The 14,990-nt window shown below is 71.4% G+C and carries 15 protein-coding genes; 14 read left to right on the top strand and 1 reads right to left on the bottom strand.

What is annotated here, in order from left to right; genetic code table 11:
* Window positions 1–132 precede the first annotated feature (132 nt).
* The 11 genes from rpsD (at window position 133) to aroQ (ending at window position 10,441) form a co-directional block, all read left to right on the top strand.
* On the top strand, window positions 133–762 hold the full coding sequence (gene rpsD, locus B7W94_RS15700; RefSeq protein WP_025103514.1) for a 30S ribosomal protein S4: 630 nt from the start codon (window positions 133–135) through the stop codon (window positions 760–762).
* Window positions 763–872: 110 nt separating this feature from the next.
* Entirely contained in the window at window positions 873–1,061 is a 189-nt protein-coding gene (locus tag B7W94_RS15695) for a hypothetical protein (RefSeq protein WP_025103513.1), read from the top strand.
* Window positions 1,062–1,116: 55 nt separating this feature from the next.
* Window positions 1,117–3,777, top strand: coding sequence for an alanine--tRNA ligase (gene alaS / locus B7W94_RS15690; RefSeq protein WP_085607568.1), 2,661 nt, complete (start codon window positions 1,117–1,119; stop codon window positions 3,775–3,777).
* Window positions 3,774–4,247, top strand: coding sequence for a Holliday junction resolvase RuvX (ruvX, locus tag B7W94_RS15685; protein ID WP_085607566.1), 474 nt, complete (start codon window positions 3,774–3,776; stop codon window positions 4,245–4,247). Before alaS ends, ruvX begins: the two co-directional genes overlap by 4 nt.
* A gap of 2 nt (window positions 4,248–4,249) precedes the next feature.
* On the top strand, window positions 4,250–5,791 hold the full coding sequence (mltG, locus tag B7W94_RS15680; protein ID WP_085607564.1) for an endolytic transglycosylase MltG: 1,542 nt from the start codon (window positions 4,250–4,252) through the stop codon (window positions 5,789–5,791).
* Between the two features lie 4 nt (window positions 5,792–5,795).
* Window positions 5,796–6,608 carry a shikimate dehydrogenase gene (locus B7W94_RS15675; RefSeq protein WP_085607562.1) on the top strand — a complete coding sequence of 271 codons (813 nt, stop codon included), beginning with the start codon at window positions 5,796–5,798 and terminating at the stop codon, window positions 6,606–6,608.
* Window positions 6,609–6,666: 58 nt separating this feature from the next.
* On the top strand, window positions 6,667–7,896 hold the full coding sequence (gene aroC, locus B7W94_RS15670; protein WP_025103508.1) for a chorismate synthase: 1,230 nt from the start codon (window positions 6,667–6,669) through the stop codon (window positions 7,894–7,896).
* Window positions 7,880–8,398, top strand: coding sequence for a shikimate kinase (locus B7W94_RS15665; RefSeq protein ID WP_085607560.1), 519 nt, complete (start codon window positions 7,880–7,882; stop codon window positions 8,396–8,398). The genes aroC and B7W94_RS15665 overlap by 17 nt, the downstream gene beginning before the upstream one ends.
* Window positions 8,395–9,483 (top strand): 3-dehydroquinate synthase, encoded by a 1,089-nt coding sequence (gene aroB, locus B7W94_RS15660; RefSeq protein ID WP_085607558.1) that lies wholly within the window; start codon window positions 8,395–8,397, stop codon window positions 9,481–9,483. The genes B7W94_RS15665 and aroB overlap by 4 nt, the downstream gene beginning before the upstream one ends.
* Complete coding sequence (locus B7W94_RS15655) at window positions 9,480–10,004, top strand: GNAT family N-acetyltransferase (RefSeq protein WP_085607556.1); 525 nt, start codon at window positions 9,480–9,482, stop codon at window positions 10,002–10,004. Before aroB ends, B7W94_RS15655 begins: the two co-directional genes overlap by 4 nt.
* A complete protein-coding gene (gene aroQ, locus B7W94_RS15650) occupies window positions 10,001–10,441 on the top strand; it encodes a type II 3-dehydroquinate dehydratase (RefSeq protein ID WP_085607554.1) in 441 nt (146 codons plus the stop codon). Before B7W94_RS15655 ends, aroQ begins: the two co-directional genes overlap by 4 nt.
* A gap of 11 nt (window positions 10,442–10,452) precedes the next feature.
* On the opposite strand, the gene B7W94_RS15645 is transcribed toward aroQ, so the two are convergent.
* On the bottom strand, window positions 10,453–10,791 hold the full coding sequence (locus tag B7W94_RS15645; protein ID WP_085607552.1) for a hypothetical protein: 339 nt from the start codon (window positions 10,789–10,791) through the stop codon (window positions 10,453–10,455).
* A gap of 175 nt (window positions 10,792–10,966) precedes the next feature.
* On the opposite strand from B7W94_RS15645, the gene efp reads away from it, so the two are divergent.
* Genes efp through B7W94_RS15630 form a run of 3 tightly spaced genes read left to right on the top strand, consistent with a single transcriptional unit; the run spans window position 10,967 to window position 14,939 of the window.
* A complete protein-coding gene (efp, locus tag B7W94_RS15640) occupies window positions 10,967–11,527 on the top strand; it encodes an elongation factor P (protein WP_025103502.1) in 561 nt (186 codons plus the stop codon).
* A gap of 3 nt (window positions 11,528–11,530) precedes the next feature.
* Entirely contained in the window at window positions 11,531–11,941 is a 411-nt protein-coding gene (gene nusB, locus B7W94_RS15635; RefSeq protein ID WP_025103501.1) for a transcription antitermination factor NusB, read from the top strand.
* A gap of 43 nt (window positions 11,942–11,984) precedes the next feature.
* Window positions 11,985–14,939, top strand: coding sequence for a DEAD/DEAH box helicase (locus tag B7W94_RS15630; protein ID WP_085607550.1), 2,955 nt, complete (start codon window positions 11,985–11,987; stop codon window positions 14,937–14,939).
* The last annotated feature ends 51 nt before the right edge of the window (window positions 14,940–14,990 follow it).

Genomic DNA, 14,990 nt, shown 5'->3' with positions numbered 1-14,990 from the left:
AAACCGAGTTTTCGGGCATCTCCTCGTTCACACCCCACCTCGACGGCACCCCGGCGTGCGCCCCGAGGCAGAACGCGGTGATACGTCCGTCGGACGTGAAATCCACGTCCACGTCATCGGAAGGATAACTTCGTGGTCACGAAGTCCCAGGACCGCCGCAAGGTGCGTCTCAGCCGCGCCCTCGGCGTGGCCCTCACCCCCAAGGCCGCCCGCTACCTCGAGAAGCGTCCCTACGCTCCGGGTGAGCACGGCCGCACCAAGCGCAAGGCCGACAGCGACTACGCCGTCCGTCTGCGTGAGAAGCAGCGTCTGCGCGAGCAGTACGGCATCCGCGAGAAGCAGCTGCGCATCGCGTTCAACGAGGCCCGTCGTCAGGACGGCCTGACCGGTGAGAACCTCGTCGAGCTCCTCGAGATGCGTCTCGACGCCCTCGTCCTGCGTTCGGGCTTCGCCCGCACCACGGCACAGGCGCGCCAGCTCGTCGTGCACCGTCACATCCTCGTCGACGGCCAGCTCGTCGACCGCCCGTCGTTCCGCGTGAAGCCGGGTCAGCTCATCCACGTCAAGCCCAAGAGCGAGGGCCTCGAGCCCTTCCAGGTGGCGGCCGCCGGCGGTCACGCCGAGGTCCTGCCGGCCGTTCCGGGTTACCTCGAGGTCGAGCTCGACAAGCTCCAGGCCCGTCTGGTCCGTCGTCCGAAGCGCGCCGAGGTCCCCGTGACCTGTGAAGTGCAGCTCGTCGTCGAGTACTACGCGGCCCGCTGATCCAGCGGAAGAGCATCAGGCAGGAGGCGTCGGGGTTCCCGACGCCTCCTGTCGTTTCCGCCTACGATGGAGAGACCGCGCCTTCGCGGCTCTAGGGCAAGGATGACGACATGAAGAATGTGCTGTGGTTCCTGATCGGCGTGATCGGCGGCTTCGTCGCGGCTCACTTCATGAACAAGGACCCGCGGGGCCACGACATCCTGGCCGACGTCGACGCCCGCCTCAACGGCCTCGCCGCGATCCTCAGCGACGCGTATCGCGCGCAGGAGGCTCGGCTGACCGAGCCGGGCGAGAACTGACCCCCCGCATCTGCGCCTCGGCGCGCCCCCTCACGCAAGGACATCCGGCACTCCTATGAAAACTGCGGAAATCGCGCAGCGCTACCTCTCCTACTTCGAGAAGAACGACCACCTCATCGTCCCCTCGGCATCCCTGGTCAGCGACGACCCCTCGCTGCTGTTCACGGTCGCCGGCATGGTCCCGATGATCCCGTACCTCACGGGCGTGGTCCCGGCGCCGCATCCGCGCATCGCCGACCTGCAGAAGTGCATCCGGACCAACGACATCGAGGAGGTCGGGCGCACCGCGCGTCACGGCACGTTCTTCCAGATGCTCGGCAACTGGTCGTTCGGCGACTACTTCAAGGAAGGCGCGATCCGCTACGCCTGGGAGCTGCTCACGAGCTCGGAGGCCGACGGCGGCCTCGGCTTCGACGAGAAGGATCTCTGGGTCACCGTCTACGAGACCGACGACGAGGCCGAGGCGATCTGGCGCGACATCATCGGACTCAAGCCGGAGCGCATCCAGCGCCTCGGCCGCGCGGACAACTACTGGAACACCGGCCAGCCCGGTCCCGGTGGCCCTGACTCCGAGATCTTCTTCGACCGCGGCCCGGCCTACGGCAAGGACGGCGGCCCCGCTGTCGACGACTCGCGGTTCCTGGAGATCTGGAACCTCGTGTTCATGCAGGACTTCATCGAGAACATCCGCGGCAAGACCGAGTTCGACATCGTCGGCGAACTGCCGATGAAGAACATCGACACCGGCATGGGACTGGAGCGCGTCGCGTTCCTCAAGCAGGGCGTCGAGAACATGTACGAGACCGACCAGGTGCGTCCGGTGCTCGACCGCGCCGTCGAGCTCTCCGGCCGCCGCTATGGTGCGGTCCACGAGGACGACGTCCGCTTCCGGGTGATCGCGGATCACGTGCGCTCCTCGCTCATGCTCCTCTCCGATGGCGTGCGTCCGTCGAACGAGGGCCGCGGCTACATCCTGCGGCGCCTCATGCGCCGGACCGTGCGCGCCATGCGGCTCCTCGGTGTCGACGACCCCGCGTTCCCCGGGCTGTTCGCCGCCTCCCGCGACGCGATGAAGTCGGCGTACCCGGAGCTGGAGCGGGACTGGTCCGTGCTCTCCTCGGCGGCCTTCGCCGAGGAGGAGACCTTCCGGCGCACCCTGGCGCAGGGATCGACCATCCTCGACCTCGCGCTCGACGAGACGAAGAAGGGCGGCGGGAAGACCCTCAGCGGTTCCGAGGCGTTCCTGCTGCACGACACCTACGGCTTCCCGATTGACCTCACCCTGGAGGTCGCCGAAGAGGCCGGGCTGGATGTGGACCGCGCCGCGTTCGACTCCCTCATGCAGGAGCAGCGTCAGCGCGCGAAGGACGACGCCCGCAACCGCAAGCGCCAGCTCGCGGATGTCTCGGTGTACCGCGACCTGCGCGCGCTGGGCGAGACGGGCTTCGACGGCTACACGGCCCTCGAGGTGGAGTCCCGTGTGCTCGGCCTGCTCGTCGACGGCGCGCCGGTGCGCAGCGCCGCCGAGGGCCAGATCGCCGAGGTGGTGCTCGCCGAGACGACGCTGTACGCCGAGTCCGGCGGCCAGGTCGCCGACAAGGGCACCATCGTGGGCCCGGGCTACGAGCTCGAGGTGCTCGACGTGCAGCGTCCGGTCCCCGGGCTGATCAGCCACACGGTCGAGGTCTCCCGCGGCACGGTCGCGGTCGACGACATCGCGACGACGATCGTCGACGCCGCCAACCGCCGCGCCGCCCGCCAGGCGCATTCCGCCACCCACCTCGTGCACGCCGCCCTCCGCGACACGCTCGGTCCGACGGCCACGCAGTCCGGGTCGCTCAACCGCGCCGGGTACATGCGATTCGACTTCGCCTGGTCGCAGGCGCTGTCGACGGACACCCGCACGGAGATCGAAGAGATCACGAACCGCGCCGTGCAGGACGCCCTCGAGGTGACCACCCGCATCGTGACGCTCGACGAGGCCAAGGAAGCCGGCGCCATGGCGCTCTTCGGCGAGAAGTACGGCGACGTCGTGCGGATGGTCGACATCGGCGGCCCGTGGTCGCGCGAGCTCTGCGCCGGCACGCACGTGTCGACCAGTGCGGAGATCGGCCTGGTCAGCGTGGTGGGGGAGTCGTCGGTCGGCGCTTCCAACCGCCGGATCGAGGCTCTCGTCGGCGCGGATGCGTTCCGTGAGCTCGCGGCGGAGCGGGCTCTCGTGTCGCAGCTCACCGCCTCCCTGAAGACCCCGCGCGAGCAGCTCCCCGAGCGGATCGCCGATCTCGCCGCGAGCCTCAAGGCCGCGGAGAAGCGCATCGCGCAGTTCGAGGCGAAGGAGCGGGCGGGGCGCATTCCCGCCATCGCCGAGGCCGCGACGCGCGTCGGAGACTTCCGCGTGGCGGCGCAGACGCTGGGCGATGTGGCCTCCGCGGACGATGTCCGCGAGCTCGTCAACGGCGTGCGCGACCGGCTGGGTTCCGATCCCGCGGTCGTCGCGCTCGGTGCGGTCGTCAACGGTCGCCCCGTCGTCGTCGTCGCCACGAACGAGGCTGCGCGCAGTGCCGGTGCGAAGGCGGGTGCGCTCGCGAAGCGCGCCGCCGGTGTGCTCGGCGGAGGCGGCGGTGGGCGTGACGACGTCGCCCAGGGCGGCGGCACCGACGCGGCGGCGCTGCCCGCCGCGCTCGAGGCCGTCTCCCAGGAGCTGCGCCGCGCGTGAGCGGTTATCGCCGCGGGGTCCGGCTCGGCATCGACGTCGGCCGGGCCCGCGTGGGCGTGGCCCGGTCCGATCCGGACGGCATGCTGGCCGTCCCCGTCGAGACCGTGCCCCGCGACGAGCGCTCGCTCGCGCGCATCGCGGAGCTGGCTGCGGAGTACGAGCCGCTGGAGATCGTCGTCGGCCTGCCCGTGAACATGCAGGGTGCGGACACGCCGTCGACGGTGGATGCGCGCGAGTTCGCGGCGGCTCTCCAGGCGCGGAGCGGTGTGCCGGTACGCCTCGTCGACGAGCGTCTGAGCACCGTCTCCGCGCATGCGGCGTTGCGGAGTTCTGGGCGATCACAGAAGAACTCTCGTAGCATTGTGGATCAGGTCGCCGCCGTGGTGCTGCTGCAGCAGGCGATCGACACGGAGAAGAGCACCGGAAACCCGGCCGGTGCCCCGGTCCCCGTTGACGAGGAGCCCGCCTGAACATGTCCGAACGCGAGAGCCGTGCGCCCGAGCACGAGCAGAGCACCCGGTTGGGGGATCTGTTCGAGAACCTCCCCGCTCCGTCCCCGCAGGTCCCGACCGCCGGAGACGACACGCCGGCGCCCGGATCCCGCCGTGCGGCCAGGGAGGCCGCGGCGCGCGAGCAGGAGGCCCCGCCCGCTCCGGACGCCGGTGTCGCACCCGCTGCCGATGTGCCCGCCCGCCCGGTCTCGGCGTCGGCGGCGACCACTGCGGAGACACCGGGGAACGACCACCGGTCGGCGGTGCCCGGCGCGGATGCCGAACCGGTCGCGACACGCGCGATGCCCCTCGCAGCGACGAGCGCGGATGAGACCCCCGCTCCGGGGCCGCGCCGGTCGACCGGCACCGAAGACCCCGCACCCGCGCTGGGCGGCGGGCTCGACGAGATCTTCGCCGCCCAGGACGACGGCCGCGATCACGGTGCGCCGACCAAGAAGAAGCGCCGCAAGGGCTGCCTCGTCGCCCTGATCATCGTCCTGGTGATCCTCGGCGGCATCGCCGCCGGCGGAGTCTGGGTCGCCAACACCTTCGGCGACCGCATCGCCGACGCCATGGGGTGGGGGGAGCCGAAGGACTGGGAGCCCGGTCAGGCGACCGGTGAGGTGTACGTCACGATCAAGCAGGGCGACACGGGCGGCCCCGTGTCGACGGCGCTGTACGAAGCCGGCGTCACGAAGACCGAGGACGTCTTCTACGACTACCTCATCGACGAGAACATCGCGGTGACCTTCTATCCCGGCGTCTACCGCCTGCAGAAGAAGATGACGGCGGAGGATGCCCTCGCCGCGCTCCGCAACGAGGAGAACAAGCTCGAGAACACCGTCTCCATGCCGGAGGGCGGGACGATCGAATCGGCCCTGCCGTCCATGGCGGAGACTCTCGGGATGCCGCTGGCCGACCTCGAGGCAGCCGTCGCCGATCCGTCCGCGTACGGGGTGGAGGCGCAGAGCCTGGAGGGGTGGCTGTTCCCCGCGGTGTACACGTTCGACCCCGAGGTCACCGCGACGCAGGTCATCCAGCGCATGGTCGACCGGACGCGCGAATCGCTCGCCTCCGCCGGCGTCCCGGACGAGGACGCGCAGCGGATCCTCACGATCGCCTCGATCATCCAGCGCGAAGGCCGCACGGACGACTTCGCCAAGGTGTCCCGCGTGATCCAGAACCGCCTCGACGACGACATGCTGCTCCAGATGGACTCGACGGCGCAGTACGGGTACGGCTCCCTGCATGAGGGCGTGGTCTCGAGCTCGGCCGAGGCTCTGGAAGACCCCAACGAGTGGAACACCTACGTGAACAAGGGGCTTCCGGCCACGCCGATCGCGAGCCCGAACGATGCCGCGATCGATGCCGCGATGCACCCCGCGGACGGGCCGTGGATCTACTTCGTCACCGTCAACCTCGAGACCGGCGAGACGCAGTTCTCGGAGACCCTCGCGGAGCACGAGCAGGGCGTGGAGAAGTGGCGGGACTGGTGCCGCGCGAACCCCGACGCCGGTTGCTGACGCGGTGAACCGGAGACGGCTGGCGGTCTGGGGCGACCCGATCGGGCACTCACGGTCGCCGGAGCTGCACGCTGCGGCCTACGCGGTGCTCGGACTGGACTGGGAGTACGGGCGCCGTCAGGTCGGCGCGGAGGGCTTCAACGACGCGGTCGAGGCCCTCGACGACACCTGGCGCGGCCTGTCCCTGACGATGCCGCTCAAGGAGGAGGCGTACCGATACGCCGCCACCCGAGACGCCCACGCGGAGCTGACCGGCGCGGTCAACACGCTCCTGCTCTCGGAGACCCCGGCAGGATTCAACACCGACGTCGGCGGGATCGTCGATGCGCTCGGGGACGCCGGCATCCGCGAGATCGGGACGGCGCGGATCCTGGGCGCCGGAGCCACGGCGGCCTCGGCCCTCGTCGCTCTCGCCGACCTGGGGGCGACACGGGTCGAGGTCGCCGCCCGTCGGCCGGAGCGCGCCGCGGGGCTCGTCGGGATCGGGGAGCGACGCGGCGTCGTGGTCACCCCGCGACCGCTCGACGTGGTGGAGGGCGCCGTCGACCTCACGGTGGCGACCCTGCCCTCCGGCGCCGTGCTTCCGCCGGAGAGTGCCGCCCGACTGGCCCAGAGCGGCGGCACGCTGTTCGACGCCGCCTACGCGCCCTGGCCGTCCGCCCTGGCGGCGGCATGGGGTGCGGCGCCGGTGGTCTCCGGGCTCGGGATGCTGCTGCATCAGGCGGTCCGGCAGATCCGGATCTTCCTGCACGGCGACCCGGTCTCGCCGCTGCCGGACGAGGAGGCCGTCCTCGCCGCGATGCGCGCCACCCTCTGAGCGCCGCCGGACGAAACGCGGCACGGCGCGGGGGGAAACGCATGGGAGACTAGAGCACATGCTCCGCGTGCTCACGGCCGGCGAATCGCACGGCCCAGAACTCATCGCCGTCATGGAGGGTCTGCCCTCCGGCGTCCCGGTGTCGTCCGAGGCCATCCAGGCCGACCTCGCCCGCCGCAAGCTCGGCTATGGACGCGGCTCCCGGATGAAGTTCGAACAGGACGAGCTCACGATCTCCGGTGGCGTCCGGCACGGGAAGACGCTGGGCAGCCCCATCGCCCTGCGCATCGGCAACACCGAGTGGCCGAAGTGGATCGAGGTCATGAACCCGGAGCCGGTGGAGCTCACCGATCGCTCGCGCGGTCGTGGCGCCCCGCTGACCCGGCCACGTCCGGGACACGCCGACCTCGTGGGCATGCAGAAGTACGACTTCGATGAGGCCCGTCCGATCCTCGAGCGGGCGAGCGCCCGGGAGACCGCCGCCCGCGTGGCGCTCGGTGCTGTCGCCCGCTCCTTCCTCGGCGAGCTCGGCATCCGACTCGTCAGCCACACGCTCTCCATCGGTCCGGTGCGCGTGCCGGATGGCGCGGCGCTGCCGACCCCGGATGACGTGGACGCGCTGGACGCCGACCCGCTGCGGTGCTTCGACCCCGCGACCTCGGCGCTCATGGTCGCGGAGGTGGACGACGCCAAGAAGGACGGCGACACGCTCGGCGGCATCGTCGAGGTCCTGGCGTACGGCCTGCCGCCGGGGCTCGGCTCCCACGTGCACTGGGATCGCCGCCTGGACGCCCGGCTGGCCCAGGCGCTCATGAGCATCCAGGCGATCAAGGGCGTGGAGGTCGGCGACGGCTTCGAGACCACCCGCCGCCGCGGCTCCGCCGCCCACGACGAGCTCTTCGCCACCGCCGACGGCATCGCCCGCGGCACGGACCGCGCCGGCGGCACCGAGGGCGGCATGTCCACCGGGACCGTGCTGCGCGTGCGGGCCGGCATGAAGCCGATCGCGACCGTGCCCCACGCGCTGCGCACGATCGACGTCGCGACCGGCGACGAGGCGACCGCGCACCACCAGCGTTCCGACGTCTGTGCCGTGCCCGCGGCGGGGGTCGTCGCGGAGGCCATGGTCGCGATCGAGCTGGCGCGCGCCGTGCTGGAGAAGTTCGGCGGCGACAGCATCCGCGAGACGCGCCGCAACCTGGAGGGATACCTCGACGGCATCCCCGCGGAGCTGCGCACGGCCCCCGCGTCCGAGGCGGCGCTCATCGCGCATGACGAACGCGGCTGATCCGCTGACGCTGGTCCTCGTCGGACCGATGGCGGCCGGCAAGACCAGCGTCGGACGAAGGGTCGCACGGCGGCTGGGCGTCGCCTTCATCGACACCGACAAGCGCATCGTCGCCGCGTACGGCCCGATCCCCGAGATCTTCGCCACGCACGGCGAGGCGCACTTCCGGGACCTGGAGCGCGCGGCGGTCCGCGAGGCCCTCGCCGAGGGCGGCGTGATCTCCCTCGGCGGTGGCGCCGTCACGGATCCGGAGACGCGCGCGCTGCTGCGCGCTCATCCGGTGGTCTTTCTCACCGTGACCGAGGCGGCCGTCGCCGACCGCCTGCGCGGCGGGACGCGCCCGCTGCTGGCGGGCGAGGACCCGGTCGAGAAGTGGAAGCGCATCTTCGCCGAACGGCGAGGATGGTACGACGAGGTGGCGTCGGCCACGTTCGACACCTCGCGGCGTCCGATGCAGCGCATCGCGGACGAGATCGTGGCATGGAGGAGAGAACAGCGATGAGCACGACGACCATCAGCGTCACCGGGAACGACGCCTACGACATCACGATCGGACGGGGGATCCTCGACCAGGTGTCCGCGGCTCTCGCGCCGGGCGTCCGCAAGATCCTCGTCGTGCACCCGCCGACCCTCGCAGCCCGCGCCGCCGAGCTCCGCGACCGGCTCCTCGCCGACACCGCGGATGGCCCGCGCGAGGTGCTGCTCGCCGAGATCCCGGATGCCGAGCAGGGCAAGCGCATCGAGGTCGCCGCTTTCTGCTGGCAGGTCATGGGCCAGGCGGACTTCACCCGGACGGACGCCGTCGTCGGCTACGGCGGGGGAGCGGTGACCGACCTCGCCGGCTTCGTCGCGGCGACCTGGCTGCGCGGCATCCAGATCGTCCAGGTGCCCACCACCGTCCTCGGCCTCGTGGACGCCGCCGTGGGCGGCAAGACCGGGGTCAACACCGCGGAGGGCAAGAACCTCGTCGGCGCCTTCTGGGCCCCGCGCGCCGTCGTCGGCGACCTCGACGAACTGGGCAGCCTGAGCCCGAACGAGGCCACCGCCGGCTTCGCGGAGGTCGTCAAGGCCGGTTTCATCTGGGCCCCGGAGATCCTCGACATCGTCGAGGCCGATCCCGCGCGCGCGGTCGACACCTCGACGGACGAGTTCCGCCGGGCCGTGGAGCTCGCGATCGACATGAAGGCGCAGGTCGTCTCGGACGACTTCCGCGAGGCCGGGCAGCGGGAGATCCTGAACTACGGCCACACGCTCGGCCACGCGATCGAGCACGCCGAGCGGTACCGCTGGCGGCACGGGGCGGCCATCTCGATCGGCATGCTGTACGCCGCGGAGCTGTCCCGGCTCGCGGGGCGCCTGTCGGACGCCGCGGCGGAGCGCCACCGCACGATCCTCGAGTCGCTCGGCCTGCCGACGTCGTACCGGGCCGGTGCCTGGCCGCAGCTGCTCGCCACGATGCAGCGCGACAAGAAGAGCCGCGGCGGCATGCTCCGCTTCATCCTGTTGGACGACATCGCCAAGCCCACCGTGCTCCAGGCGCCGGATGAGTCGCTGCTCTTCGCCGCCTACCAGGAGATCGGGGCATGAGCATCGCCGTCCGGCGCATCACACCGGAGGACTGGCGGGAGGTCAAGGCGCTGCGGCTGCAGGCCCTCGCCGACCCGGCCGCACCGATGGCCTTCCTCGACTCCGTCGAGCACGCCGCCGCACAGCCCGACCGCTTCTGGCAGGAGCGCGCCGCGAATGCCGCGGGTGACGCCGCCTCCGCGCAGTTCGTCGCGATCGCCGACGACGGCACCTGGACCGGGACCGTGACCGTGCTCCCGCATCGCGAGCAGCACGACGCGGGGCTGGTCGTCGGGGTCTATGTGGCGGACACGCATCGCGGGGCGGGCGTCATCGATGCGCTCCTCGACGCCGCGGCGGCCTGGGCCCGCGATCGCGGCCTCCGCGCGCTCGTGCTCGAGGTGCACGTGGACAACTCCCGGGCGCAGGCCGTATACCGCCGAGGCGGCTTCGTCCGGACCGGCGAGATCGAGACTTCGGGCTTCGGGCGGGAATGGGTCATGCGTCGCGAGCTGGTCGACACCGGGAGCGTGCCCGCATGAGCGCCCCGCGTCGGCTGCTGCTCGTCAACGGCCCCAACCTCAACCTCCTCGGTACCCGCGAACCCGAGGTGTACGGCACGGCGACCCTCGCCGACGTCGAGCGGATCACCGCCGAGGCCGCCGCCGCGCTCGGGTTCGAGGTGCGGGCGCTGCAGAGCAACCACGAGGGCGTGCTCATCGACGCGATCCACGACGCGCGGGCGGACTGCGCGGGCATCGTCATCAACCCGGGCGGCCTCACCCACACCTCCGTCGCCCTGCGTGACGCGCTCACCGGCGTCGCGTTGCCCTTCGCCGAGGTCCACATCTCCGACGTGTACGCCCGCGAGGAGTTCCGTCACCACTCGTACCTGCACGACGTCGCCGCGGTGCGTGTCATCGGACGCGGCGTGGAGGGCTACGCCGACGCGGTGCGGGAACTCGTCGCGCAGCTCTGAGCACGCGGGGATCAGGGCAGGCCGACGAGCAGCACGCACACCGTGATGCCCACGAGCGTCAACAGGGCCATGGCGAGGAAACAGGCGGCCAGCGCACGGAGCCGCGGCCGCATGCTCGACACCGCGAGGCGGATGACGACCATCGCGGCCAGGCCCAGGACCGGGATGATCGCGGTCACCAGGCCGACGGTTCCCGCCGCGCCGCCGCTGCGGACGATCCCGATCAGGGGCACGAGGCTGACCGCCGTGAAGATCGTGGCGACGATGAGCCAGACCGCCCCGGACGACGTCCGCAGCGCCGGCTGATTCGCCATCCTGGTCGGGTCCCGGTCGCGATCGTCTTCGCTCATGTCGATTCCTCCTGTCCTCGTCCACGCTGCCCGGGGCCACGGGCATCGTCACGGGGCTTCCGGTCTCGCGGAGGAGCGTCTATCGTGCCCCGCGACGGCCTGCGCCGGGCATCCCGTAGAATCGACTGTCGGCCGACCCCGGCCCCCACGGACTCAGGAACGGAACTCCTCGCACATGGCATCCACCGCAGACATCAAGAACGGCGTCGTCCTCAGCATCGACGGGCAGCTCTGGAGCGTCATCGAGTTCCAGCACGTCAAGCCCGGCAAGGGCGGCGCCTTCGTCCGCACGAAGCTGAAGAACGTCGTCTCGGGCAAGACCGTGGACCGCACGTACAACGCCGGGGCGAAGATCGACATCGAGAACGTCGACCGCCGGGACTACACCTACCTCTACACCGACGGTGACGGGTTCGTGTTCATGGACCAGACCGACTTCGACCAGATCACGCTGCCGGCGGCCACGGTCGGCGACGCGAAGAACTTCCTGCTCGAGAACCAGCAGGTCACCATCGCCCTCAACAACGGCAACCCTCTCTACATCGACCTCCCGGCCTCGGTCATCCTCGAGGTGACCTACACCGAGCCCGGTCTGCAGGGCGACCGCTCGTCCGCCGGCACCAAGCCCGCGACGCTCGAGACCGGCTACGAGATCCAGGTCCCGCTGTTCCTGGAGACCGGCACGAAGGTCAAGGTCGACACCCGCACGGGCGAGTACCTCGGCCGCGAGAAGTAAGGCGTGAGCGCCCGCACGAAGGCGCGCAAGCGCGCGCTCGACATCCTGTTCTCGGCCGACGTCCGCGGCGACGAGGTCGCGGTGGCCCTCGCCGCCGAGGCGAAGCGCGCGGCGAACGAGCCCGCACGTGAGGCGTCGTGGCTGTACGCCCGCGAGATCGTCGACGGCATCATCGACCAGCGCGACGAGATCGACGAGCAGATCACGACCCACAGCCGCGACTGGAAGCTCGAGCGGATGCCCGCCGTCGACCGCGCCCTGCTGCGCATCGGCGCGTGGGAGATCCTCTACAACGACGACGTGCCGACCGCGGTCGCGATCGACGAGGCGGTGGAGCTCGCGAAGGAGTTCTCCACCGACGAGTCGGGCGCGTTCGTGCACGGCGTGCTCGCCCGCGTCGCCCGCTCGGCCTGAGCGCCGCAGCAGCGGTGTCGGCGGTGGCGGGCAGGATCGTCTCATGATCCGCCCGCCCGCCTCCGCCACCCCGGGAGACGTGGCGCGGGATTGGCGTGCCCTGTTGGACGCCGGCGCTGCCCCGGCGGCGGCGACCCCCCTCGCGCTCGGGTTCGAGGTGCGCGTCCGCGACGCCCGAGGAGCCAACCCGTGGGCCTCACGCCCGCAGCGCACCGCGACTCCCCGTGACGTCGCCAAGGGTGTGGGGGAGATCCTCCTCGGCATCCGTCCGCTGGAGCGGAGCGCGGCGACGGGGTCCTGGGTGCTCGGGTCCGCCACCTGGGACGCGGTCCGCCGCGCGCCGGACCAGTACGGTCGGGAGCAGTCGCGGTGGTTCGCCGATCTGCTGAGCATCGCGCGCGACGCGCTGCTCTCCGGCACGGCGGGGGACTGGCTCGTCGCCGACCTCATCGAGTCGCGGCTCCTCTGGGGGCATCTGCGGTCGGCGACCGACCTCGGCATCCCGCTCGTGGCGGCCCAGCGGTCGACGACGCTCGTCCTCGCCGACACCGCAGAACTGACGGCGACCGTGTCCCGTGACGACGACGGCGGCCTCGTCGTCCGTCCGGTCGTGACCCTGGACGGGCGCGAGACGCTGCCGGGCAGCATCCGCGCCCTCGGGCGCTCCGGCGTGTACGAGGTCGCGCAGAGCGGGTCGCGCCTGCAGGTGACGCTCGCGGAGCTTCCGCTCGCGGGGCCCGCGCCGTCGCTGCTCCGGGCCGGGATGCTCGTCGTCCCCGCAGCGGAGGAGGCGACCTTCCTCCAGGACGCCTATCCACTCCTCGCGCGCCGTCTCCCCGTCCGCGCGGTCGGCCGCGTCGCGCTCCCCGACCTCCCACCGCCCCGTGCCGTGCTCCGGGTGGCGTTCCGTCGCGGAGACACCGTGGAGTACACCGTCGAGTGGGACTATCGCGGCTTCGGGCGGGTGCCGTTCACGCCGGGTCCGGAGGCCGTGCGCGATCCGGAGGCCGAAGCCTCTGTGACGCATCGGATCCGGAACGTCTGGCAGGAGCACGGCGTCGCGTTCGCCCCCGCGGGGGCGTTCCACGACGTGGCGGCCGCGGAGTTCATGACCCGCGTCGTCCCCGCCGTGGAGGCGGAGGGCGTCGAGGTGGAGGTGTCGGGCCGCCGCAAGACGTATCGCGAGCTCGCCGGGGAGCCGGAGATCACGGTCTCGACCGTGGAGAGCACCGACCCCGACTGGTTCGACCTCGGCGTGATCGTCCGCATCGACGGGCGGAACATCCCCTTCGAGCCGCTGTTCACGGCCCTGAGCGCGGGCCGGCGGAAGCTCCTGCTCGTCGACGGCAGCTACTTCTCCCTGAACCACCCGGCGCTCGACCGTCTGCGCGACCTCCTGGACGAGGCCGGGGATCTGGACGAGTGGGAGACGGGCCCGCGGATCAGTCGGCATCAGACGGATCTGTGGGAGGAGTTCGAGGATCTGGCGGACGAGGCCCTTCCCGCGGTGAGCTGGCAGGCCACCGCCGACGGACTGCGCAGCGCCACTGCGGTGCCGGCGGTGCCCCTCCCTCCGGGGCTCACCGCACAGTTGCGGCCGTACCAGAAGGAGGGGCTGGACTGGCTCGCGTTCCTCTGGTCGCATCGGCTCGGCGGCATCCTCGCCGACGACATGGGTCTCGGGAAGACTGTCCAGCTGCTCGCGCTCATCCTGCACGCCCGTGCGGCGGGGGAGGGACGCCCGTTCCTCGTGGTGGTGCCGACATCCGTGCTGGCGACCTGGCGCACCGAGGCGGCGCGGTTCGCTCCGGGTCTCCGCGTGATCACCCGGGACTCGACCGCCGGGCCTGCCGTGGCCGCCGTGGCTCGCGAGGCCGACGTGGTGCTCACCACCTACGCCGTCGCGCGGCTCGACGAAGAGGGGTTCGCGGGCGTCACCTGGGCCGGGCTGATCCTCGACGAGGCCCAGTTCGTGAAGAACCCGGCGACGAAGCTGCATCGTGCCGTCGCGCGTTTCCCGTCCGACGTCACCATCGCGGTCACGGGCACGCCGCTGGAGAACAGCCTCGAGGAGCTCTGGGCGCTGCTGAAGCTCACGGCACCCGGCCTGTTCGCTTCGGCGCGGAAGTTCCGCGAGCACTACATCCAGCCGATCGAGCAGGGGAAGGTCCCGGAGAACGCGGAGGGCGGACCGTACCGGCAGCGCCGCCTCGCGCAGCTCCGACGACGGATCCGCCCGCTCGTGCTCCGCCGCACCAAGGAGCTCGTCGCTCCGGACCTGCCGCCGAAGCAGGAGCAGGTGCTGGAGATCGAGCTGAGCGCGGGGCATCGCGAGCTCTACGAGACGGTGCTGCAGCGGGAGCGGCAGAAGGTGCTCGGCCTGCTGGAGGATCTCGACCGCAACCGCTTCATCGTGTTCCGTTCCCTGACGCTGCTGCGGATGCTGAGCCTCGCTCCGGCGCTGATCGACCCGGCCGACGCGCGCCTCGGCTCCCGCAAGCTCGACGAGCTCCTGGAGCGGATCGTCGAGCTGCAGGCGGAGGGGCACCGCGCGCTCGTGTTCAGCCAGTTCACGTCCTTCCTCGACATGGCGGCCGCGCGTCTGGACGCCGCCGGCATCCCGTACGCGCACCTCGACGGCTCGACGCGTCATCGCGAGCAGGTGGTCGCGGACTTCGCGGAGGGGGAGCAGCCCGTCTTCCTCATCAGCCTGAAGGCCGGCGGGTTCGGGCTCACGCTGACCGAGGCCGACTACGTCTTCCTCCTCGACCCGTGGTGGAACCCCGCCGCCGAGGCCCAGGCCGTCGACCGCACGCACCGCATCGGCCAGCGCAGCCAGGTGTTCGTCTACCGCATGATCGCCAGCGGCACGATCGAGGAGAAGGTCCTTGCGCTGCAACGCCGCAAGGCCCGCCTGTTCACCGCCGTGCTCGATGACGACGCGCTCTTCGCGCAGACGCTCACCGCCGACGACATCCGCGGTCTCTTCGACGACTAGACCGTTTTCCCCGGCCCGTCCCGCCGGGCGCTCAGGGAGCCGTCGGTACAA

The sequence above is a fragment of the Microbacterium sp. LEMMJ01 genome (assembly GCF_002114135.1).
GTDB lineage: Bacteria > Actinomycetota > Actinomycetes > Actinomycetales > Microbacteriaceae > Microbacterium.
This window is presented reverse-complemented; position numbering and strand designations above follow the sequence as displayed.